Source organism: Burkholderia ambifaria AMMD (genome assembly GCF_000203915.1).
GTDB classification, from domain to species: Bacteria; Pseudomonadota; Gammaproteobacteria; order Burkholderiales; family Burkholderiaceae; genus Burkholderia; species Burkholderia ambifaria.
Genome location: NC_008392.1, coordinates 120,210 through 141,853 on the forward strand (window position 1 = coordinate 120,210; position 21,644 = coordinate 141,853).

The window sequence follows — 21,644 nt, forward strand, 5'->3', positions numbered from 1 at the left end:
GTCCCGAACGTGATGCCGCCAGCCATGGCGGCATTGTCGTTTCTGCGCCTACGTCATGGCTGGTGGCTTCGATAACCCGGAGCCAACCCGTACCATGACGCACCCGACCCGTCCGACCATCCTCACCGGCGACCGCACGACCGGCCCGCTGCATCTCGGCCACTACATCGGCTCGCTGCGCGCGCGCGTGCAGATGCAGCACGAGGCGACGCAGTTCCTGCTGCTCGCCGACACGCAGGCGCTGACCGACAACATGGGCCGCCGCCAGCGCGTCACCGAGAACGTGATCGAGGTCGCGCTCGACTACCTGGCCGTCGGCATCGACCCGGCGATCTCGACGATCGTCGTCCAGTCGCAGGTGCCCGAGCTCGCCGAGCTGTCGCAATACCTGCTGAACCTCGTCACGGTCGCGCGCCTCGAGCGCAACCCGACCATCAAGGAAGAGATCCGCCTGCGCGGCTTCGAGCGCGACATCCCGGCCGGCTTCCTGACCTACCCCGTCAGCCAGGCCGCCGACATCACCGCGTTCAAGGCGACGCACGTGCCCGTCGGCGACGACCAGTTGCCGATGATCGAGCAAACCAACGAACTCGTGCGCCGCTTCAACGCAACGGTCGACAAGCCGGTGCTGGTCGAATGCGAGGCCGTGCTCTCGGCGGTCACGCGGCTGCCCGGCATCGACGGCAAGGCGAAGATGAGCAAGTCGCTCGGCAACGCGATCACGCTCGGCTCGACGCCCGACGAGATCGCGCAGGCCGTGAAGGACATGTACACCGACCCGAACCACCTGCGCGTCAGCGACCCCGGCCAGGTCGAGGGCAACGTCGTGTTCACGTTCCTCGACGCATTCGAACCCGACGTGTCGAAGGTCGACGAACTGAAGGCGCACTATCGCCGCGGCGGCCTCGGCGACAGCGTCGTGAAGCGCGTGCTGAACGAGCGGCTGCAGGCGCTGATCGAGCCGATCCGTGCGCGTCGCCGCGAATTCGAGGCGGACAAGGCCGAGGTGATGGCGATCCTGAAGCGCGGCACGCTGCATGCGCGCGAGGTGGCCGGCGCGACGCTGGCGGAGGTGAAAGGCGCGATGGGGCTCACGTATTTCGATTGAGCGGTGACGGCGGCGGGCATCGCCGTCGTGCGACATGTGCTTCCAAAACGAGCGCCGGCACGGGACGCGACCGGCGACAATTTGAAACATTTTGCGCCGGCCGTCCTTTCAACGAGAATGGCCGATTTCGCTGGCACCACAGTGCCGTTCGCGCGCCACCATGCAGCACGCGTCAGCGATCCTGTCGCTCTCGGGCGGCTCGTGTCCCGGCGCCCACGCCACAGGGAGCGTTCCTGCGAAATTGACCCGCAAAGAGGACTTCATTAACTTGAGCCGCCATCGATAACTACGGCGAACGGGGGCGTTACAGCACGTGCGGTTCGCTTCGCCGGCATTCCGAGGGCGCCAAATGAATACCTATCGCTACCAGGACCAGCACAACCTGAGTCCGATCGAACTGTTCTTCCTGATTGCCGTAGATGAAACCAGCAAACAAGCAGGTATAGACGATCTGGAAGCAATTATCCTGATTCTGTCTGGTCTACCGATTCTTCCCACCCGAGCCAAGCCGCTCGGCGCGACTCAAGGTACATCCGTTGCATCAGTCATGTCCCGGTCGATATTTCGGTATGAATTCAGGCACAAGGTATTACCGACCGTCACATTGAATAGCATCAAGCGGTTGCGGATAATTCTGACACACCGACTTGCGGTGTTTGTGGGACGGACAATACCTGGAGTCGGTTGGGTGCTGCTTGCCAAGGACACCTTCCATATTGTCCGGAACACCGTTTACCAGTACAACCAGATCGCGAAACCGGAGGACAGGATTCTGTAATGGACGACCGCCACATTTGGGAAGCGCTGGAAGCATTCGTGCGCCAGGAAGCTGCGGTATCGAGCAAGCGCCAGATTACCGTGGACACGTCGCTCACCGACGATCTCGGACAAACCGGAGACGACGCCGACATCTTCATGGAGCGATTCTTCGCCCGTTTCGAGGTCGAACGTGGCGACTACGATTTCGGGCGTTACTTCCTGATGGAAGGCGAGGGGTTCCTGTATCACGTGGTCCGCAAGTTCATCCTCAGGAAACCCCATACGTTCAAACGTGACGCATTGACCGTCGGCATGCTGTGCAAGGCGGTATCGCTAGGCGTGTGGGACTCGGCGGCGATCAAAAGCTGATACGCCCGCACCGTCATCGACAAATGCACGACCGATCTCGATTCGTTCGCGCGCCGCTTACGTAATCTGGTACGTCGACGCCGGCACGAATTCCTCCGGCATCGCGCGATCCCCAAGCTCCAGCACCGACCGTTCGATCGTGCGCGCCATCGCGTCGAGCGCCAGCGCGTTCGGCGCGAGCCCGAACGGCTCGGCCACCTCGTTCGCGATCGCTTCGAGCGCGATCAGCGTGTACGAAATGAATACGCAGATCAGCGGCGTGAAGAACTCCGTCGAATCGACGAGACCGAACGGCAGCAGCACACAGTAAGCATAGACAGTGCGATGCAGCAGCACGCTGTATGAAAACGGAATCGGCGTGGTGAGGATCCGCTCGCAGCCGCCCACCGCCCGGCCCAGCTCGACCAGTTGCGCATCGAACATCCAGCACGTCGTGTCGCCGCCAGGCGCGCGGCCCAGCGCCCGGACGATCCCGCCGCGCAGTTCATCGAGAATCGCGACGGGCTGGTAGCACTTGTGCGCGAACGCGGCGGCACGCTCGGCGCCGAGGATGCGTTGCAGGTCCTGCGTCGCATCGGTATGACGCAGCTGATGTTTCAGCGCATACGTGAACGCGATCAGCAGATCGGCGAGCCGGTTGCGCTCCGCGTCGCCGACGCTGTCGGGCAGGTAGCGGTGCAATTGCGACGTGACGGTGCGCGCCGCGATCAGCAGGTTGCCCCACAGAAGCCGCGCCTCCTTGAAGCGCTCGAAGCTCGCGTTGTTGCGAAACGCGAGGAAGATCGCGAGCGCGAGCCCGAACAGCGTGAACGGCGCGGTGTTCAGCGGAATCTTCTCGCCGAAGATGCGCCCGTTCGTGAAGACCGCCAGCGTGCTGACGATTGCCATGAACACGAGTTGCGGAATGATCGACTGCAGCACGGAGCCGTTCCATACGAACAGCATCCTGAGCCAGTTTTGTCGTGGTCTGACGATCATGGTGTGGTCTCGACTGCCAGGGAAATACGTGATGCCGGCGCCCGATGTGCGACGGCCCGCGCGTGGCGGGCCGCTATCGGAGCGATACCGGGTGCATCGCTCAGTGATAGCCGATGTCGCCCTCGCGCACCTTGCCGCGGAACACGCGGTACTGCAGCGCGTTGTACACGAGAATGACCGGCAGCACGATCACCGTGCCGATGAGCGCGAACAGCTGGCTCGAATGGCTCGACGACGCCTCCCAGATCGTCAGCGACGGCGGCACGATGTTCGGCCAGATGCTGATCACGAGCCCGGTGTAGCCGAGGAACACGAGCGCGAGCGTCAGCAGGAACGGCGTCGCCTCGTGCTGGCGCTTCACTGTATGAAAGATGCCCCACACGCACGCGGCGACGAGGATCGGCACCGGCAGGAACCAGCCGAGGTAGCCGCTGCCGAACCAGCGGTGCGCGACCGCCGGCAGCCCGATCACGGTCCACAGGCTGACCACGCCCATCACGGCGAGCAGCACGCCCGCGAGCGGCTTCATCAGCACACGCATCTTGCGCTGCAGTTCGCCATCGACTTTCAGGATCAGCCAGCCGCAGCCGAGCGTCGCATAGGTGACGAGCACGCCGATCCCGCAGAACAGGCTGAACGGCGACAGCCAGTCGAACGGCCCGCCTGCGAACTGGTGGTCCACGATCCGGATGCCCTGCAGCAGCGAACCGAGCACGATCCCCTGGCAGAACGCGGCAAGCGCGGAACCGCCGATGAACGCGAGATCCCACAGGTGCTGCGTGCGGTTCGCCTTCGCGCGCAACTCGAACGCGGCGCCGCGGAAGATCAGCCCGACCACCATCAGGATCAGCGGCAGGTAGTTCGCCGGCAGCAACGTCGAGTAGACGACCGGGAACGCGCCGTACAGGCCCGCGCCGCCGAGCACGAGAAAGGTCTCGTTGCCGTCCCACACCGGCGCGACGGTGTCGAGCATCACCTGCCGCTCGGCCTTCGCATCGAAGAACGGAAACAGCAGCCCGATGCCGAGATCGAAGCCGTCCAGCATCACGTAGATGAACACGCCGAGGCCGATGATCGCGGCCCACACGACAGGAAGATCGATCTGCATGGCTTACTCCGCTTCGTTGACGTTCAGCGGCGTGGACAGCGCGCTCTTGCGCAGCCCCGGATGCCGGTGCAGCTCGATATACCCGGCGTGTGCGGCCGGCCCGCGCTTCATCAGGTTCAACATGTAATAGATCCCCGTTCCGAATACCAGGAAATACACGACCACGAAGACCAGCAGCGACACGCCGACCTGCTGCGCGGTAAGCGGGGAGACCGAATCGACGGTGCGCAGCACGCCGTACACGGTCCACGGCTGCCGCCCGACCTCGGTCGTGATCCAGCCGGCCAGCAGCGCGATGATGCCCGACGGCCCCATGCACACGACGAACCACTGGAACCAGCGGGTTTCATACAGGCGCCCGCCCTTTCTCAGCAGCAGCCCGAGCAGCGCGGTGAGCAGCATCAGCATCCCGAGGCCGGCCATGATCCGGAACGTCCAGAAAATGATCGGCGAATACGGGCGGTCCTGCGGCGCGAATTCCTTCAGCCCGCGGATCTCGCCGTCCCAGCTGTGCGTGAGGATCAGGCTGCCGAGGTGCGGCACCTGGATCGCATAGCGCGTCGTTTCTGCCTGCATGTCGGGCAGGCCGACAAGATTCAGCGCGGTGCCGCCCTTCTCCGTTTCCCACAGCCCCTCGATCGCCGCGATCTTCGCCGGCTGGTATTCGCGCGTGTTCAGCCCGTGCGCGTCGCCGACGACGATCTGAATCGGCGCGAGCAGCAGCAGCATCCATAGCGCCATCGAGAAGCTGCGCTTCACGGGCTCGTCGCGACGCCCCTTGAGCAGATGCCACGCGCCGCACGCGGCAACGATGAAGCCCGCGACGATGAACGCCGCGATCGTCATGTGCACGAGGCGATACGGGAACGACGGGTTGAAGATGATCTTGAACCAGTCGACCGGCACGACGAGGCCGTTCTCGATCTTGTAGCCCTGCGGCGTCTGCATGAAGCTGTTCGACGCGAGAATCCAGAACGTCGAGATCAGCGTGCCGACCGCGACCATCAGCGTCGCGAAGAAGTGCGCGCGCGGGCTGACGCGCTGCCAGCCGAACAGCATCACGCCGAGGAAGCCGGCTTCGAGGAAGAAGGCCGTCAGGACTTCGTAAGTGAGCAGCGGGCCGGTGATGTTGCCCGCGACGCGCGAGAAGCCCGCCCAGTTCGTGCCGAACTCGTAGGCCATCACGACGCCGGAGACGACGCCCATCCCGAAGCCGATCGCGAAGATCTTCGACCAGAACTGGAACATCGATTTATAGGCGGCGTCGCCGGTGACGAGATAGCGCCATTCCAGCACCGCCAGAAAGCTCGCCATGCCGATGCTGATCGCCGGAAACACAATGTGGAACGACACCGTGAACGCGAATTGCAATCGTGCGAGATGGAACGCATCGAAGATTTCCATGACCGTAATTTGCTCGTGGTTGTGAGGACGTCAGCTCGAAGCAGGAAATCGCGCGACGGCTTCGCGACGGCACGCGCCAACCTGGAACGGATCGCGGTGCACGGCAACGAAGCGTGAATGACGATATCGCGTTTCGGACGATACTCGCAATCGCGCGAACGTGCGCTGAAACTGTGCTTTCCCCCGGTCCAAAGATGTGTGTACGGAAAACCCGTTTCGGGGCCGGGCGGCCGTCAGCTGTACTGCTTTGCGCACCGCGACGCTGTGCATTCGCGCCCGGGCCGAACGCCCGTACCATCGGCTGGAAGCCTGCCCGTGGCGAGCCGGCGCGACGCCGTGCACCGCCCTTTGCAGAATCCGTTTCCGTCGCCCGGCGCCCGCGCCGGCCGATTCCCGATTCCCCCCTGGAGAAACCCGCATGGAGCCCAGCGACCGCCCCGACGATCCGGCCGGCAGCCGCGCGTGTCATGTGACGCGTCACCGTGCCGGCGACGCGCTGGGCGCCGTCGATCGCGTCGTCGACGAGACGCCGGTTGCCCTCGTGTTCAACGGCATCGCGCACACGGTGATGATGGCGACGCCGATCGACCTCGACGCGTTCGGCCTCGGCTTCGCGCTGAGTGAAGGGATCGTCGAGCGCGCGTCCGATGTCTTCGACATCGAAACCGAATGCCGGCCCGGCAGCGCCGAAGTGCGGCTCACCGTGTCGCAGCAGGCGTTCATGGCGCTGAAGGTGCACCGGCGCGCGCTGGCCGGCCGCACCGGCTGCGGCATCTGCGGGATCGAAAGCATCGCGCAGCTCGACCTGCATCCGCCCCGCATCGCGGCCGCGGGCGCGGCGGCCGGCATCGGCGCCGACGCCGTCGCTCGCGCCGCCCGCGCGTTGCCGACGCGGCAGCCGCTGATGCGCGCGACCGGCGGCATCCATGCGGCCGCGTGGTGCGAGCGCGACGGCACCGTGCTGGAAGTCTTCGAGGACGTCGGCCGCCACAATGCGCTCGACAAGCTGATCGGCCGGCTCGCGCGGCGCCGCGCCGACCTGCGTGCGGGCTTCGTGTTCCTGTCGAGCCGCGCAAGCTACGAGCTCGTGCGCAAGGCGGCACGCGTCGGCATCCCGATGATCGCGACGATCTCCGCGCCGACGTCGCTCGCGATCGACGTCGCCCGCGAGGCCGGCGTGCGGCTGCTCGGCTTCTGCCGCAACGACGGCTTCGTCGAATACGTGTCGCCCGACGCGCTCCCGTTACCCGAACCCACGCGTGCGCAACCGCATGCGCTCACCGCTCGATGACACCCCTGACCGATTTCGATACCGCCCAACGGCATTTCGCCGGCGCGTTCGCACCGCCGCCTGCGGCCGTCTCCATTCCGGTCGCGCAAGCGGCCGGCCACGTGCTCGCCACGCCGCTCGCCGCCGTGCTCGACCAGCCGCCCGCCGACCAGAGCGCGATGGACGGCTACGCGCTCCGGCACGCGGACCTCGCGCACGGCGAGCCGTTGCGCGTCGCGCAGCGCTGCTATGCGGGCGACGCGCCGTCGCCGCTGGCCCCGCGCACGGCCGCGCGGATCTTCACCGGCAGCCTGATTCCGCCCGGCGCCGACACCGTCGTGATGCAGGAGCACGCGCACGAGCAGGACGGCTGGGTCGCGTTCGACGCGCCGCAGCGCGCCGGATCGCATATCCGCCGCCGCGGCGAGGAAGTGCGCGCGGGCGACCTGCTGATGCCGGCCGGCGTCCGGCTCGGCGCGATGCACGTCGGCGTCGCGGCCGCGCAGGGTTGCGCGCACATCGATGTGCGGCCGCCGCTGCGGGTCGGCATCCTCACGACCGGCGACGAGCTCGTCCCGTGCGGCCAGCCACGCGCGCCGCAGCAGATCTACAACAGCAACGCGCCGATGCTCGCCGCGCTGGTGGCGGGAACCGGTGCCATCGTCGCGGCGAGCGAGCATGCCGCCGACACCGCGGCCGCCGTCGATCAGGCGCTGCGCACGATGGCCGCGCGCTGCGATGTGGTCGTCTGCGTCGGCGGCGCATCGGTCGGCGACAAGGACCTGCTGCGCCCCGCGCTGACCGCGCTCGGCGCGGCGTTCGTGGTCTCCGGCGTGCGGATGAAACCCGGCAAGCCCGTCGCGCTCGCGCGCCTCGACGAACGGCCCGTCGTGCTGCTGCCGGGCAATCCGGGCGCCGCGATGACCGCGTTCGCGCTGTTCGTCGCGCCGCTGATCCGGCGCCTGGAGGGGCGCGACGATTGCGTGCCGGCCGTGCCGTCGCTGCCGATCGATATCGACGTCGAGCCGGATGCGCAGCGCGAACGCTTCGTGCGCGTGCGCCGCACCATCGACGCCCACGGCGCACCCGTGCTCGACACGCTGCGGCAGCAAGGCGCCGGCACGCTGCAATCGCTCGTGCAGGCGACGGGACTCGCGCGGCTGCCTGCCGGTCGACGCATCGCGCGCGGCGACGCGGTGCCGTATTACGATTTCGCACACTGGCTCGCGTGAACATGAGCATGAGCATGCATGCGATGCCCGCCTTTCGTGCATGCAGGATCGCGAACTGTATTCCTGCATTTCGGGCGGGATTGTGCCTCTGCCGGAAAAGTCCGGCGGACTATCCTCACGATGACGCTCGTCACGACCTGTGCGCCGATACGTCGGCGCATACGCGGCCGCTCGGCGACGCCGTTCCGCTCACTTCATGCAGGCCGACGAACCGATCGTGAATGCCATCGTTTCCGCGCCGGCCGCCGCCGCCTCCGGCGGCGCATCGCCCGGCGCCTTCTCCCGCCCGCTCGACACGCTCGCGCGGCCGCTGCGCGATCTGCGGCTGTCCGTCATCGACCAGTGCAATTTCCGCTGCGGCTACTGCATGCCGCGCGACAGCTTCGGGCCCGACTATGCGTTCATGCCGTCGTCCGAGCGGCTGTCGTTCGCGCAACTCGAGAAGATCGCCCGCGCGTTCATCTCGCTCGGCGTCGAAAAGATCCGACTCACCGGCGGCGAGCCGCTGCTGCGCCGCAACCTCGAGGCGCTGATCGAACGGCTCGCGACCCTGACCACTCTCGACGGCAAACCCGTCGAAATCGCGCTGACGACCAACGGTTCGCTGCTCGCCGCCAAGGCACGCTCGCTGCGCGATGCGGGCCTGTCGCGCGTGACGGTGAGCCTCGACGCGATCGACGATGCCGTGTTCCGCCGGATGAGCGATGCCGATGTGCCCGTCGCGCGCGTGCTGGCCGGCATCGAGGCCGCGCAGGCGGCCGGGCTCGCGCCGGTGAAGGTCAACGCGGTGATCGAGCGCGGCGTGAACGACGACCAGATCCTGCCGCTCGTGCGTCACTTCCGGCATAGCGGCGTGGCCGTGCGCTTCATCGAATACATGGACGTCGGCGGCGCGAGCGCGTGGTCCGGCGACAAGGTCGTGCCGGCCACGCGGATGCGCGAGCTGATCGAAGCAAGCTATCCGCTCGTGCTCGTCGGCGAACCCGGGCACGACGCCACCGCGATCCGCTGCCGGCACATCGACGGCGCGGGCGAGGTCGGCTTCATCGCGAGCGTGTCGCATCCGTTCTGCGGCACGTGCTCGCGCGCCCGCGTGTCGGCCGACGGCCAGCTCTATACGTGCCTGTTCGCCACGCAGGGCACCGACCTGCGGCCGTGGCTCGACGACAACGCATCGACCGGCCAGCTCGCCGACGCCGTGCGCGCGCGCTGGATGCAGCGCGACGATCGCTATTCCGAGCGGCGCGCGACGCTTGCGGCGCGGCCGTCGGGCAAGACCTATCCGACCGTGCGCATGTCGCTCGTCGGCGGCTGACGGCTGCCGCGCGAAGCGGCGCGCACCGCTTACAGGAGAACCCCGTCATGACGAGTTTCACCGAATCCCGTGGCGCGCCACCCGACGATCCGTCGCGTGACGACAGCCATCCCGAGCCAGCCGCGCTGCACACCGAACCGCCGCCGGCGATTGCCGCCGGCTTCGAGGTGCGGGTGCAATACGCGGCGATCGACGCCGGCGCAGAGATCGCGCCGATCATTCGCAATCCGAATGTTGGCGCGGTCGTGAATTTCCTCGGCGTCGTGCGCAACGAAGGCGACGTCGACGACGTGATCGCGCTCGAAGTCGAGCACTATCCGACGATGACCGAGCAGGCGCTATGGAGCATCGTCGAGGAAGCCGGCGCACGCTGGCAGCTCGAAGCGGTCAGGATCGTGCATCGCGTCGGGCGGATTCCGCTCGGCCAGCCGGTCGTGATCGTCGTGGTCGCCGCCGCGCATCGCGCATCGGCGTTCGATGCGTGCGAGTTCATCATGGACTTCGTGAAGACGCACGCGCCGTTCTGGAAGAAGGAGATCCGGCACGACGGCGTGTCCGGCTGGGTCGAGCCGAAGGCGCATGACGACCAGGCGATGCGGCGATGGGGATGAACGTGCCGGCCATGCCTTTTCCGATTTCGACGATTTCGCCGATTTCACTGATTTCGCCCGGGACATCGCCATGAAACTGACGATCAAATACTTTGCGAGCATTCGCGAACAGTTGCATACCGACGAGGAAGTCGTCGAGATCGATGCGGACGAGCTCACCGTCGACGCGCTGCGCCGCACGCTCGCCGCACGCGACGCGCGTAGCGGAGAAGCGCTGCGAATGGATCGGCCGGTGCGGGCGGCCGTGAATCTCGAGATGGTGACGGGCGGGTTCGTCGTGCGCGAGGATAGCGAGGTGGCGTTCTTTCCGCCGGTGACGGGCGGATGATCCGTTCGCATCGAGCGGCGATCGTCGCTCGGCCGATCGTCACCGCGCGATGCGAAACCGATCGCTAATCGAGTCCGCGAAGAAAGTCCGGAACCGGATGATCGATCGAAGCGAGATAACCCGCCATCGCGCCGGCCACTTTCCGCACAGCTGGACGCGCGGTCATCCGTTCGCGCCACGCGAGCAGGTTCGGCGTCTCGGCCGTCATCGGCGCGCCCTTGCGCGCACCGAACAACTGCGCCATATAGAACGCGATGTCCGCATAGGAATAGGTTTCAGCCAGATATTCCCGGTCCGCCAGCACGCTTTCCATGCGCCGATAGTATTGCCGCGCTGCGTCGCGCGCGGCCTGCGCGTCGGGATGCTCAGGCGTTGCTTCGAGACCCATCAGCCGGATGACGTGCGGAAAATAGATCTCGTCGCTGCAATGCTCCAGCTGACGCGCAACGGCGCGCGCCTTCGGCTGCACCGGCCATAACGCGGGATCGGGCTTCAGGTCCTCGAGATATTCGAAGATCTGCGTGGAATCGAAAATCTCCAGCTCGCCGTCGATCAGCACCGGCACCTGACGCTTCGGGTTGGTGCGCAGGACGTCCGGATGCTTCGGGTCGTAGCCGCGCTGCTGGCTGAACGGCGCCAGCACACGCTCGAACGCGATGCCCTTCTCGTGCGCCGCGATCTCGACCTTCGCGCCGAACATGCTCAGCGGACCGGTGATGATTTTCATCTGTCGCTCCTCCATGGGTTTTCACGTCGTGACGGTCACGGTGATGCTTCCTGCGGGTCGGCGCCATTCATTCGGCGAGACGCCAGCGCATCTTCGGTGAGACTCACGCCGAAGCGTCGCGTAAGAGCCTTCGTCAACGCGTCGGCGCTGCCGTGACCATGCCGGCGGCTGATATCGTGCATCGATTTTTCATCCAGCGCGAGCGATCGGCGAACGGTCGGGGAGATCGTATTCGCATCTTCGAGCGACCGCTACCGATCTGACACGACGCCCAGCACCGGTTCAGTGCACTGAACGATGCGCCAAACGTGGAAGCCGCAGCCTTGCGCAGATGCAAGTGGGGACCGACTCCGCGTCTGCCCCGGAATGAATGCCTTCGCGGTTCGCGGCCCGCTCGGCTTCCGCTCAACCGCCGCTCGCCGCGACCCGCCAACGGGAAGCCTCAAACCCCAACTCTTATATAAGACATAAGACATTTGACGCCTGACCCGATTGCGATTAGAATCCCGTCGAAAGCAGTGAAGCAGTGTCCGGAACAGCAGCCTCGGCGTGCCTGGAAAGCCCTTCCCCTGAAACGCAATCTCAGCAGGTCCCCCCATGCTTGAAAACTTTCGTGCTCACGTGGCCGCCCGCGCCGCGCTCGGTATCCCCCCTCTGCCGCTGACGGCCCAGCAAACCGCCGAGCTGGTGGAACTGCTGGCGAACCCGCCCGCAGGCGAAGAGCAGACGCTGCTCGACCTGATCACCTACCGCGTCCCCGCCGGCGTCGACGAAGCCGCCCGCGTGAAGGCCGGCTTCCTGGCCGCCGTCGCGAAGGGCGAGACGGCCTGCCCGCTGATCTCGCGCGAGCGCGCGACCGAACTGCTCGGCACGATGCTCGGCGGCTACAACATCCAGCCGCTGATCGAGCTGCTGTCGGACGACGCCGTCGCGGCCGTCGCGGCCGACGCGCTGAAGAAAACCCTGCTGATGTTCGACCAGTTCCATGACGTGAAGGAACTCGCCGACAAGGGCAACGCCCACGCGAAGGCCGTGCTGCAGAGCTGGGCCGACGCCGAATGGTTCACGAGCCGTCCGGAAGTGCCGGAAAGCCTGACCATCACCGTGTTCAAGGTCACGGGCGAAACCAACACCGACGACCTGTCGCCGGCGCCGGACGCCACCACCCGCCCGGACATCCCGATGCACGCGCTCGCGATGCTGAAGAACGCGCGCCCCGGCATCACGCCGGAAGAAGACGGCAAGCGCGGCCCGGTCAAGTTCATCGAATCGCTGAAGGAAAAGGGTCATCTGGTCGCCTACGTCGGCGACGTGGTCGGCACCGGCTCCTCGCGCAAGTCGGCCACCAACTCGGTGCTGTGGTTCACCGGCGAAGACATCCCGTTCGTCCCGAACAAGCGTTTCGGCGGCGTGTGCCTCGGCGGCAAGATCGCCCCGATCTTCTACAACACGATGGAAGACGCCGGCGCGCTGCCGATCGAACTCGACGTGTCGCAGATGGAAATGGGCGACGTGGTCGAACTGCGCCCGTACGAAGGCAAGGCGCTGAAGGACGGCAACGTGATCGCCGAATTCCAGGTCAAGTCCGACGTGCTGTTCGACGAAGTGCGCGCCGGCGGCCGCATTCCGCTGATCATCGGCCGCGGCCTGACCGCGAAGGCGCGTGAAGCGCTGGGCCTCGCGCCGTCGACGCTGTTCCGCCTGCCGCACCAGCCGGCCGACAGCGGCAAGGGCTTCTCGCTCGCGCAGAAGATGGTCGGCCGCGCATGCGGTCTGCCGGAAGGCCAGGGCGTGCGTCCGGGAACGTACTGCGAACCGAAGATGACCTCGGTCGGCTCGCAGGACACCACGGGCCCGATGACCCGCGACGAACTGAAGGATCTGGCGTGCCTCGGCTTCTCGGCCGACCTCGTGATGCAGTCGTTCTGCCACACCGCCGCCTATCCGAAGCCGGTGGACGTGAAGACGCACCAGACGCTGCCGAACTTCATCAGCACGCGTGGCGGCATCGCGCTGCGCCCGGGCGACGGCGTGATCCACTCGTGGCTGAACCGCATGCTGCTGCCCGACACCGTCGGCACCGGCGGCGACTCGCACACGCGCTTCCCGATCGGCATCAGCTTCCCGGCAGGCTCGGGCCTGGTCGCGTTCGCGGCCGCCACCGGCACGATGCCGCTGGACATGCCGGAATCGGTGCTGGTCCGCTTCAAGGGCAAGATGCAGCCGGGCGTCACGCTGCGTGACCTGGTCAACGCGATTCCGCTGTACGCGATCAAGCAGGGCATGCTGACGGTCGCCAAGCAAGGCAAGAAGAACATCTTCTCGGGCCGCATTCTCGAGATCGAAGGCCTGCCCGACCTGAAGGTCGAGCAAGCGTTCGAGCTGTCGGATGCGTCGGCCGAGCGTTCGGCGGCCGGTTGCTCGGTGCACCTGAACAAGGAACCGATCATCGAATACCTGAACAGCAACATCACGCTGCTCAAGTGGATGATCGCGCAGGGCTATCAGGATCCGCGCAGCCTGCAGCGCCGTATCGCGGCGATGGAGCAGTGGCTGGCCGACCCGCAACTGCTGTCGCCGGATGCCGACGCCGAATACGCGGCCGTCATCGAGATCGACCTGGCCGACATCCACGAGCCGATCGTTGCGTGCCCGAACGACCCGGACGACGTGAAGACGCTGTCCGACGTCGCAGGCGCCAAGATCGACGAAGTGTTCATCGGCTCGTGCATGACCAACATCGGTCACTTCCGTGCCGCGTCGAAGCTGCTGGAAGGCAAGCGCGACATCCCGGTCAAGCTGTGGGTCGCCCCGCCGACCAAGATGGACCAGAAGCAGTTGACGGAAGAAGGTCACTACGGCGTGTTCGGCACGGCCGGCGCCCGCACCGAAATGCCGGGCTGCTCGCTGTGCATGGGCAACCAGGCACAGGTGCGCGAAGGCGCGACGGTGATGTCGACGTCGACCCGCAACTTCCCGAACCGCCTGGGCAAGAACACGAACGTGTACCTCGGCTCGGCGGAACTGGCGGCGATCTGTTCGCGTCTGGGCCGGATCCCGACCAAGGAAGAGTACATGGCCGACATGGGCGTGCTCACCGCGGACGGCGACAAGATCTACAAGTACATGAACTTCGACCAGATCGAAGACTTCAAGGAAGTCGCCGACACCGTGCAGATCTAAGCATGCGGTCGAGCTGCGGCGGGTTGTGCCCGCCGTAGCGACACGCAATGGCGCCGCGGGCTGAATGCCTGCGGCGCCATTTTTTTTGAAGGTCGCCGACGTCGTGCAGCGACTCGGCTCACGCGTCAGGCCATCGTCCTCAGCCAGTCGAGCAGCGCCGACTGCGCACTTCCGTCCTTCACCGGCTCCGGCGTCAGCAGGCAATAGTGCGAGCCGTCTTGGACGAAACCCATCGGCGCGACCAGCACCTCGCTTTCGAGATCGTCGCGAACGAGATGCCACGGACCGATCGCAACACCCAGCCCCGCGACGGCCGCCTGAAGGCTGAAATAGAAATGGTCGAACATCTGGCCGCGCCCGCTGCCCGCCGGTTGATGCGCGGCCGCCGCCCATTCCTTCCATGCGTCCGGCCGCGTGCGCGTATGCAGTCGCGGCGCGCCCCGCTTCAACGCGCGGTCATCGCGTCCGCCGGAAAACCACGTATCGACGCGATCCGGCCGGCACACCGGCCCCACCCTTTCCGTAAACAGTCGCTCGGCGTGATACCCCGCAGGCCACGCAAAATCGTTGCGGCGGATCGCGATATCGATGCCGTGATCGAACGAGAACGGGCCGCCCGCCGCGGCGAGATGGATATCGACGCGCGGGTAGGTCGCCTGGAAGTCCGGCCAGCGCGGAATCAGCCAGCGCATCAGCAGCGTGGGTTCGCACGACAGCACCCAACGCTGCGCACGGGCCGCGTCGGTCCGTAACTCATGCGCGGCCTGCCTCATCAGATGCAGGCCGTCATGGACGGCCTGCGCCAGCTTGCGGCCCGCGTCGGTCAGGAACACGCGACGACTGCGCCGCTCGAACAACGCCACACCCAGGTCGTCTTCGAGCAGACGCACCGCGCGACTGACGGCGCCGTGCGTCAAATGCAGTTCGTCGGCGGCACGGCTGAAATGCTCGTGGCGCGCCGCCGCCTCGAAGCAGCGCAGCGCCATCAGCGACGGCAGCGCGGCACGGACGTTCTGTGATCCAAACTCACCATCGTGGTCAGAAATCATCGCTTTTCCCGGCGAATCGTGATCCCTAATATTGGCGCATCACGAAGAAAACCGAAAGGACGATGCAATGACGGAATGGATAGTCGTAGTCACTATCACTGTGCTGGCCGTGATCAGCCCGGGGCCGGATTTCGCGATGGTCACGCGCAACAGCCTGATGCTGTCGCGCCGTTCGGGCTTGCTCACCGCATGGGGGATCGCGCTCGGCGTGACGGTTCATGTGAGCTATACGCTGCTCGGCGTGGGCCTGCTGGTCCGCCAATCGCTGTGGCTCTTCAACGCCGTCAAGCTCGTCGGCGCGATCTATCTGATCTACCTCGGCGTGAGGATGCTCGCGGCGAAGCCCGCCGACGGTCGGCCCACGACGCAGGTCGCGCCGCTGTCCGATCGGGCGGCGCTGCGCACCGGCTTCCTGACCAACGCGCTGAATCCGAAAACCACCGTGTTCATCGTCAGCCTGTTCATGCAGGCCGTCCGGCCCGACACGCCGTTGCACGTGCAGATCGGCTATGGGCTGTTCGTCGCGCTGGCGCACGCGGGCTGGTTCAGTCTGGTCGCGGTCTGCTTCTCCGCCGATGCTGTCCGCGATCGTTTGTTGTCGTTACGTCACTGGATCGACCGCACCTTCGGTGTTCTGCTCGTCGGCTTCGGGATCATGCTGGCCGTTGCGCGCGGCGGACGTTGAGCGGCACGCAATCGACTTGATCGATGCGCGCGGCTGCCTCGGGTCATGCCTTCCATAAAATGTGGATTTTTAGTCTACTCTGGACATTCTGTTTTGAAAGGCAGATACTTGGCAGGATCGCTTTCCAGGCCAACCGGACAAAGGAACGACCATGAAGATCAAGGAATTCGGCGTCGAACGCTGGATGGATCTGTACGAGAACCGCTGTACGTACAACCTCGCGGAAACGTGCGTCGAATCGCTGACCGTCGATCAGCTGCTGACGATGACCGGCAGGCAGGACACGCTGCTCGACGCGCTGCGGCCGATGAAGCTCACGTATGGCGCGATCGAAGGCACGCTGCGCCTGCGCGAAGCGATCGCGTCGACCTACGCGCGCCAGTCGGCCGCGAACGTGATCGTCACGCACGGCGCGATCGGCGGCAACGCACTCATCTACGAAACGCTGGTCGAGCCGGGCGATACGGTCGTGTCGGTGTTGCCGACCTACCAGCAGCACTACTCGATTCCGGAAAGCTACGGCGCGAACGTGAAGGTGCTGAAGCTGCGCGAGGAAAACGCGTTCCTGCCCGATCTCGACGCACTCGCATCCCTCGTCGACGACAAGACGCGCCTGATCGCGATCAACAACCCGAACAATCCGACCGGCTCGCTGATGGACGAAGCGCTGCTCGGCAAGATCGTCGAGATCGCGAAACGCTGCGGCGCGTACGTGCTGTGCGACGAGGTCTATCGCGGCACCGACCAGGCCGGCAGCGGCTACAGCGCATCGATCGCCGACCTGTACGAACGCGGAATCAGCACGGCGAGCATGTCGAAGACGTACTCGCTCGCCGGGCTGCGTCTCGGCTGGATCGCCGGGCCGGTCGAGCTGATCCACGCGGTGAGCGTCCATCGCGACTACAACACGATCAGCGTCGGGATGATCGACGACTATCTCGCGACGCTCGCGCTCGAGCACCGCGACGTGATCCTGAAGCGCAGTCACGACATCGTGCGCACCAACCTCGCGATTCTCGATGCATGGGTCGAACGCGAGCCGGCGATTTCCTGGGTCAAGCCGAAGTCGGGCACGACGGCGCTGCTCAAGTATGCGTTCGACATGCCGTCGCGCGCGTTCTGCACGGAGCTGATCGAGGCAACCGGCGTGATGTTCACGCCGGGCAGCGCGCTCGACATGGAAGGCTATGTGCGGATCGGTTACGCCAACAGCCGGACGGTGCTCGAGCAAGGGCTCGCGCGCGTGTCGGAGTATTTACGCGCGAAAGCCGGCTGAGCGAAGGCGGTGCGTGCGACGCGCACCGCCCTTCGCTTCACGACTGCATGCACGATACCGCGAGCTTCCCGACCGCGATCACCGCCTGCTCGATCTCCGGCGACCACGGGCTGCTGTAGTTCAGCCGGATGAAGTTCCGGTAGTTGTCCGTGATCGAGAACATGTAGCCGGGCCCGATCGTGATGCCCTGCTCCAGCGCGAGCTGGTACAGGCGCATCGCGTCGACCTGTGCCGGCAGCTCGACCCACAGCACATATCCACCCGCCGGGCTCGAAATACGCGAGCCTTCCGGGAAGAACCGCGACACCATCGCGCGCATCAGGTTCGCCTGCTGCGCATACGCCTTGCGCAAGCGCCGCAGATGATGCTCGTAGCCGTCGCGCTCGAGAAACTCGGCGATCGCGAGCTGCGGCAGCGACGGCGTCGCCAGCGTGTTCAGGAACTTCAGCTTCTCGACCTGATCCCGATAGCGCCCCGGCAACGCCCAGCCGATCCGGTAGGCGGCCGTCAGGCTCTTCGAGAACGATGAGCAGTGCAACACGATCCCGGTGCGGTCGTAGGACTTCAGCGCGCTCGGATGCGACTCGCCGAAATACAGTTCGTTGTACACACCATTCTCGATGATCGGCATGTCGGCTTTCGTTGCGAATTCAACCAGTTCGCGCTTGCGCTCGTCGGGCATCTGGAAGCCGAGCGGGTTCTGGAAATTCGGCATCACCATGCACGCGGCGATCGGCTGCGACTTTGCAATGGCCGCCAGCGCCGCGATGTCGATCCCGTACTCCGGGTGCGTCGCGACCTCGATCGCCTTCATCCCCATCCGCTCGATCGCGTGCAGCATCGCGTAGAACGTCGGCGACTCCACAGCGATCGTGTCGCCCGGTTTCGCAACCGCCTGCAGGCACAGATTGATCGCCTCAGTCGCGCCGACCGTCACGATGATCTCGTTCGGATCGACCGACATCCCGTTTTCCAGATAGCGTCGCGCGATCTGCCGGATCAGGCGCGGATGGCCGGGCGGCAGCCCGTCCGTCACGCCCCACAGCGACTTGTCGCGGCCGGCTGCATACGCATAGCGGTTCAGTTTCTCGAACGGAAACAGGCTCGGGTCCGGATACGGCGAGCCGAGCGGGACGGCGTCGTCGGTGCCGATCGAGCGCAGTGTCGACAGCACGAGCCGGCTCATGTCGACCGACGACGAGATCGCGATCGGCTTCGACGGCCGCAGCTCACGCACCGGCGCGTGGTTGTCGTCACGACGCAGGTTCACGAAATAGCCCGACTGCGGCCGGCTTTCCAGCAGCCCGCGGCTTTCGAGCAGCAGATATGCATGCAGCACGGTCGTGATGCTGATCCGGTGCTGCTGGCTCGCCTGCCGTACCGACGGAATCCGGTCGCCGTGCCGGTACACGCCCTGGCGAATCAGGCGCTCGATGTCGTCCGCGAGTTTTTCGTAGAGCTTCATCGCGCGCTCCCCGCCGGCCTGCGCATGCGCGCCGCCGTCCCGTGCGCGTCCGATACGCGCGTGTTCTGCCCGCCGACCGGGCTGTCGTTCTGCCTGATTGCTCCCTCCGGTTTTGCCTTTTCCATCGCAGTGGCTCGCTTTTGAAAATGCGCCGGGAGGTTCCGTTACAACGGGATCCGCGGCACTGTGCACTTGATGGATGAATCTTAAGAGCAGAACAGTTGGTGGCGGGTACACACATCGAACACGGGAACAAGAGTACAGTTCGGGGCGCATCGCGCAGCGCGGGGCAACTGTACGTCTTATGAAATGGCCGAATGGCCGGAGAACTCGCGCGGGGCGCGGCCGGATTGCCCGGCACGCCCGCCGCGCGGGCGTTCGTCGGCTATCGCAATTGGGGTGCAATACTGTGCGCCCGCTCGGTTTCATTGCCGGAGTCAGACCATGCACTATCCAATCGACCAGACAGCCAGGCCGGGCGACGGAGCCCGCGCCGCCGGGCAAGTACCGAAATGGCGCCAGAACGAAACGACCGACCCATCGGAAAACGCATGACTGATCGCCCCCTCGTTGCGCTGCTGGTCGCACGGCTGACCGGCTCGGCCGACCATCCGCGCTTCACCGGCACGCCGATCGACCTGTCGGCGCTCGATGCGCGGGCGCTCGGCGCGATCTGGCCGGCATTGCGTCGCGTCGAGCACGAGCTCATGCAGCGCGAGCACGCGTACGACGACCCGCGCGCCGAATTCGCGCGCTGGCTGTGCCGGCAGATCGATGCGCTCGGCCTCGCGCCGCTCGTCGACGCCGATGCGGCGCTCGAGCTGTTCCGCGACATTCAGGCCGGTGAATGGAAGCGTGCGCTGGAGGATCTGCCCTGCCTGGACGCGCTGCCGTCGCCCGCGCTGCAGGCCGAACTCGCCCGCATCGTCGCCGAACCGGAGGAAGGCAGGCTGCGCGCGGTGTCCGCGTACGGCGCGTATGCGCTCGACTGGTTCGCCGGCCGCCGCGACTTCTCCGCGCGACGCGACGCGTATGCGCAAGCGCTGGCGGACTCGCCGTTTCGCGTGCGCGAACTGGACGTGCTGCCCGAGCTCGGCCCGGCCGCGCTGCTCGCGCTGGCCGCGACGAACGACGGCTATTTCGCGCCGAAGCGGCTGTGGATCGACTACAGCGATCCGGCCGTCACACTCGCGCAAGACGCCGCGTATGTCGCATTCGCGCGCGACGCGCTGACCGACGCCGCGGGGCAGGTCGCGGCGCTTCATGCCGGCGCCGTGCCGTACGAGGCCGACCGCGCATTCACGACCGACGACGCGCAGGTCGTCGCGCGCGCCGCGCGCGTGGCCGCGTATCGCGACGAAGCCTGGCTGCGCCCGCTGATCGGGCCGCTGCTGACCGGCGTGTGCGTCGCGCCGACCGCCGCGAGGACCGCGCCGTCGCAATCGCTCGCGATCGCCCTCGGCCATGCGGTCGAGACGATCCCGACGCCCGAGAGCGTGCGCGCGCTGCGCGACGCGCTGGCCGTCGTGCGTCATGCGGGCGTGCAGAAGAAGCTTGCGCGCAACCTGAAACCGGCCGAACGCGCGCTCGGCGAGCGGCCGCACACCGCGCTGCGGATGACGCTCGACGCGAAGCCCGACAAGAAGCAGCTCGCGATGCTCGCCGCATGCATGGAAGCCGGCTTCTGGCAGCCGATGTCGCTCGGCCACGCCGAATGGCGCGAGCGGCTTGTCGATGCGCCGGCCGGCGCCGCGTTCTCCGCGCGGATGATCTGGCAGGCACGCAGCCGCGATGGCGCGACGCAGTCGTTCATGCCCGATATCGCGGCGGGCAAGGTCGTGCCGCGCGACGCGGCCGGCCACGCATGCGACATCGCGGCCGACAGCGACATCCGGCTCTGGCACCCGCTGCTGGCCGACGCGGACGAGCGGCTCGCGTGGCAGCGCGCGATCGTCGGCCGCGCGCTGCGGCAACCGATTCGGCAAGCTTTCCGCGAGTATTACGTGCCGGCCGATGACGACGCGTCGGCCAGCGACTGCGCGATGTTCGAAGGTCACGTGCTGTCGAGCCGGCCGCTGCTCGGCGTCGCGCGCCGCGAAGGCTGGTCGATCCGCGCGTACGACGACGGGCTCGCGCGCGAATTCGGCGACGTGCGCGCCACCTTTATCGTCGATGCGCGGCTCTATCCCGGTTCGGAAGGCCACGGCACGTCGCGCCGGCTGTACGTCGAGCGCCGGCACGAACGGCGCTGGGCGCCGGTGCCGATCGGCGAGATCGACCGCGTCGTCTTCTCCGAAATTGCGCGCGCGGTCGATCTGCTCGTCAGCGTGGCCGCGTTCGCGCTCGACGACGACGCAACGCGCGCGGCTGCCGCGGCGCTCACGACGGACCCGGTCCGCCAGCACGCGCTCGACACGGAACGCCGGCACCGCCTGAACCGGTTGTCGGATCTTCCATTGGGCGTGATGGCGCGCCATCGCCGGCACGTGCTGTCGCTCGTGTTCGCCGAACCGGTTGCGCAAGGGAGGATCACGATCGACGAACGCCATGTGCGCGTCGGCGCGTGGGCGGTGCATTGCGCGACCGGACGTGTGACGCGTGACGGCGAGCCCGTCGAACCCGCGATCGAGCCGCCGCCGGCGCCGCTGCGCGCGGTGCCGTGGCTGCCTTACGACGAAGCGCTGTTGCAGCGGATCGTCGACGTCGTCGCGGGGTTGTTGGGCTGAACCGGAAAATGAGCATGACCGTCGATATTCACTTCTCTACGCGTGGAGACA

The 21,644-nt window shown here is 66.4% G+C and carries 18 protein-coding genes; 12 read left to right on the forward strand and 6 right to left on the reverse strand.

Features of this window, described 5'->3' with window-relative positions:
* The first annotated feature begins 94 nt into the window (after window positions 1-94).
* The 3 genes from trpS (at window position 95) to BAMB_RS28330 (ending at window position 2,236) form a co-directional block, all read left to right on the forward strand.
* On the forward strand, window positions 95-1,108 hold the full coding sequence (gene trpS, locus BAMB_RS28320; RefSeq protein WP_011660578.1) for a tryptophan--tRNA ligase: 1,014 nt from the start codon (window positions 95-97) through the stop codon (window positions 1,106-1,108).
* A gap of 349 nt (window positions 1,109-1,457) precedes the next feature.
* The gene (locus BAMB_RS28325) at window positions 1,458-1,886 is read left to right on the forward strand and encodes an STM2901 family protein (RefSeq protein ID WP_041491749.1); all 429 of its coding nucleotides are present in this window, start codon (window positions 1,458-1,460) and stop codon (window positions 1,884-1,886) included.
* Window positions 1,886-2,236 carry a DUF1493 family protein gene (locus BAMB_RS28330; protein ID WP_011660580.1) on the forward strand — a complete coding sequence of 117 codons (351 nt, stop codon included), beginning with the start codon at window positions 1,886-1,888 and terminating at the stop codon, window positions 2,234-2,236. Before BAMB_RS28325 ends, BAMB_RS28330 begins: the two co-directional genes overlap by 1 nt.
* 57 nt (window positions 2,237-2,293) lie before the next feature.
* Here the strand turns inward: BAMB_RS28330 and BAMB_RS28335 are convergent, their stop codons facing one another.
* The 3 genes from BAMB_RS28335 to BAMB_RS28345 form a co-directional block, all read right to left on the reverse strand.
* On the reverse strand, window positions 2,294-3,214 hold the full coding sequence (locus BAMB_RS28335) for a bestrophin family protein (protein WP_011660581.1): 921 nt from the start codon (window positions 3,212-3,214) through the stop codon (window positions 2,294-2,296).
* Window positions 3,215-3,314: 100 nt separating this feature from the next.
* The gene (gene cydB, locus BAMB_RS28340; RefSeq protein ID WP_011660582.1) at window positions 3,315-4,322 is read right to left on the reverse strand and encodes a cytochrome d ubiquinol oxidase subunit II; all 1,008 of its coding nucleotides are present in this window, start codon (window positions 4,320-4,322) and stop codon (window positions 3,315-3,317) included.
* Window positions 4,323-4,325: 3 nt separating this feature from the next.
* Window positions 4,326-5,726 (reverse strand): cytochrome ubiquinol oxidase subunit I, encoded by a 1,401-nt coding sequence (locus tag BAMB_RS28345; RefSeq protein ID WP_011660583.1) that lies wholly within the window; start codon window positions 5,724-5,726, stop codon window positions 4,326-4,328.
* Between the two features lie 418 nt (window positions 5,727-6,144).
* Here BAMB_RS28345 and fdhD point away from each other — a divergent pair, with 418 nt between their 5' ends.
* The 5 genes from fdhD to moaD all read left to right on the forward strand — a co-directional run bounded on the left by fdhD (window position 6,145) and on the right by moaD (window position 10,482).
* The gene (gene fdhD, locus BAMB_RS28350; RefSeq protein ID WP_011660584.1) at window positions 6,145-7,017 is read left to right on the forward strand and encodes a formate dehydrogenase accessory sulfurtransferase FdhD; all 873 of its coding nucleotides are present in this window, start codon (window positions 6,145-6,147) and stop codon (window positions 7,015-7,017) included.
* Window positions 7,014-8,228, forward strand: coding sequence for a molybdopterin molybdotransferase MoeA (locus tag BAMB_RS28355; protein ID WP_011660585.1), 1,215 nt, complete (start codon window positions 7,014-7,016; stop codon window positions 8,226-8,228). Before fdhD ends, BAMB_RS28355 begins: the two co-directional genes overlap by 4 nt.
* A 196-nt stretch (window positions 8,229-8,424) precedes the next feature.
* A complete protein-coding gene (gene moaA / locus BAMB_RS28360) occupies window positions 8,425-9,543 on the forward strand; it encodes a GTP 3',8-cyclase MoaA (protein WP_011660586.1) in 1,119 nt (372 codons plus the stop codon).
* Between the two features lie 47 nt (window positions 9,544-9,590).
* Window positions 9,591-10,154, forward strand: a complete 564-nt coding sequence (locus tag BAMB_RS28365) for a molybdenum cofactor biosynthesis protein MoaE (protein WP_011660587.1) — start codon at window positions 9,591-9,593, stop codon at window positions 10,152-10,154.
* Window positions 10,155-10,224: 70 nt separating this feature from the next.
* Window positions 10,225-10,482, forward strand: coding sequence for a molybdopterin converting factor subunit 1 (gene moaD / locus BAMB_RS28370; RefSeq protein ID WP_011660588.1), 258 nt, complete (start codon window positions 10,225-10,227; stop codon window positions 10,480-10,482).
* 64 nt (window positions 10,483-10,546) lie between these two features.
* On the opposite strand, the gene BAMB_RS28375 is transcribed toward moaD, so the two are convergent.
* On the reverse strand, window positions 10,547-11,209 hold the full coding sequence (locus tag BAMB_RS28375) for a glutathione S-transferase family protein (RefSeq protein ID WP_011660589.1): 663 nt from the start codon (window positions 11,207-11,209) through the stop codon (window positions 10,547-10,549).
* 597 nt (window positions 11,210-11,806) lie between these two features.
* On the opposite strand from BAMB_RS28375, the gene acnB reads away from it, so the two are divergent.
* The gene (gene acnB / locus BAMB_RS28380; RefSeq protein WP_011660590.1) at window positions 11,807-14,392 is read left to right on the forward strand and encodes a bifunctional aconitate hydratase 2/2-methylisocitrate dehydratase; all 2,586 of its coding nucleotides are present in this window, start codon (window positions 11,807-11,809) and stop codon (window positions 14,390-14,392) included.
* A 125-nt stretch (window positions 14,393-14,517) separates the two neighbouring features.
* Here the strand turns inward: acnB and BAMB_RS28385 are convergent, their stop codons facing one another.
* The gene (locus tag BAMB_RS28385) at window positions 14,518-15,441 is read right to left on the reverse strand and encodes a LysR family transcriptional regulator (RefSeq protein WP_011660591.1); all 924 of its coding nucleotides are present in this window, start codon (window positions 15,439-15,441) and stop codon (window positions 14,518-14,520) included.
* A 67-nt stretch (window positions 15,442-15,508) separates the two neighbouring features.
* Between BAMB_RS28385 and BAMB_RS28390 the strand changes: the two genes are divergently transcribed.
* Window positions 15,509-16,126: a LysE family translocator gene (locus tag BAMB_RS28390; protein ID WP_011660592.1), complete on the forward strand. Its 618-nt coding sequence runs from the start codon at window positions 15,509-15,511 to the stop codon at window positions 16,124-16,126.
* A 151-nt stretch (window positions 16,127-16,277) separates the two neighbouring features.
* Window positions 16,278-17,402 carry an aminotransferase gene (locus tag BAMB_RS28395; RefSeq protein ID WP_011660593.1) on the forward strand — a complete coding sequence of 375 codons (1,125 nt, stop codon included), beginning with the start codon at window positions 16,278-16,280 and terminating at the stop codon, window positions 17,400-17,402.
* Between the two features lie 37 nt (window positions 17,403-17,439).
* Here BAMB_RS28395 and BAMB_RS28400 read toward each other — a convergent pair whose 3' ends face one another.
* Entirely contained in the window at window positions 17,440-18,867 is a 1,428-nt protein-coding gene (locus tag BAMB_RS28400; RefSeq protein ID WP_011660594.1) for an aminotransferase-like domain-containing protein, read from the reverse strand.
* Window positions 18,868-19,418: 551 nt separating this feature from the next.
* Here BAMB_RS28400 and BAMB_RS28405 point away from each other — a divergent pair.
* The gene (locus BAMB_RS28405; protein WP_041491750.1) at window positions 19,419-21,593 is read left to right on the forward strand and encodes a DUF4132 domain-containing protein; all 2,175 of its coding nucleotides are present in this window, start codon (window positions 19,419-19,421) and stop codon (window positions 21,591-21,593) included.
* Window positions 21,594-21,644: the final 51 nt, after the last annotated feature.

Coding starts and splice junctions, on each gene's coding strand:
- trpS (WP_011660578.1), top strand. CDS start 95: ATGACGCACCCGACCCGTCCGACCATCCTCACCGGCGACCGCACGACC.
- BAMB_RS28325 (WP_041491749.1), top strand. CDS start 1,458: ATGAATACCTATCGCTACCAGGACCAGCACAACCTGAGTCCGATCGAA.
- BAMB_RS28330 (WP_011660580.1), top strand. CDS start 1,886: ATGGACGACCGCCACATTTGGGAAGCGCTGGAAGCATTCGTGCGCCAG.
- BAMB_RS28335 (WP_011660581.1), bottom strand. CDS start 3,214: ATGATCGTCAGACCACGACAAAACTGGCTCAGGATGCTGTTCGTATGG.
- cydB (WP_011660582.1), bottom strand. CDS start 4,322: ATGCAGATCGATCTTCCTGTCGTGTGGGCCGCGATCATCGGCCTCGGC.
- BAMB_RS28345 (WP_011660583.1), bottom strand. CDS start 5,726: ATGGAAATCTTCGATGCGTTCCATCTCGCACGATTGCAATTCGCGTTC.
- fdhD (WP_011660584.1), top strand. CDS start 6,145: ATGGAGCCCAGCGACCGCCCCGACGATCCGGCCGGCAGCCGCGCGTGT.
- BAMB_RS28355 (WP_011660585.1), top strand. CDS start 7,014: ATGACACCCCTGACCGATTTCGATACCGCCCAACGGCATTTCGCCGGC.
- moaA (WP_011660586.1), top strand. CDS start 8,425: ATGCAGGCCGACGAACCGATCGTGAATGCCATCGTTTCCGCGCCGGCC.
- BAMB_RS28365 (WP_011660587.1), top strand. CDS start 9,591: ATGACGAGTTTCACCGAATCCCGTGGCGCGCCACCCGACGATCCGTCG.
- moaD (WP_011660588.1), top strand. CDS start 10,225: ATGAAACTGACGATCAAATACTTTGCGAGCATTCGCGAACAGTTGCAT.
- BAMB_RS28375 (WP_011660589.1), bottom strand. CDS start 11,209: ATGAAAATCATCACCGGTCCGCTGAGCATGTTCGGCGCGAAGGTCGAG.
- acnB (WP_011660590.1), top strand. CDS start 11,807: ATGCTTGAAAACTTTCGTGCTCACGTGGCCGCCCGCGCCGCGCTCGGT.
- BAMB_RS28385 (WP_011660591.1), bottom strand. CDS start 15,441: ATGATTTCTGACCACGATGGTGAGTTTGGATCACAGAACGTCCGTGCC.
- BAMB_RS28390 (WP_011660592.1), top strand. CDS start 15,509: ATGACGGAATGGATAGTCGTAGTCACTATCACTGTGCTGGCCGTGATC.
- BAMB_RS28395 (WP_011660593.1), top strand. CDS start 16,278: ATGAAGATCAAGGAATTCGGCGTCGAACGCTGGATGGATCTGTACGAG.
- BAMB_RS28400 (WP_011660594.1), bottom strand. CDS start 18,867: ATGAAGCTCTACGAAAAACTCGCGGACGACATCGAGCGCCTGATTCGC.
- BAMB_RS28405 (WP_041491750.1), top strand. CDS start 19,419: ATGACTGATCGCCCCCTCGTTGCGCTGCTGGTCGCACGGCTGACCGGC.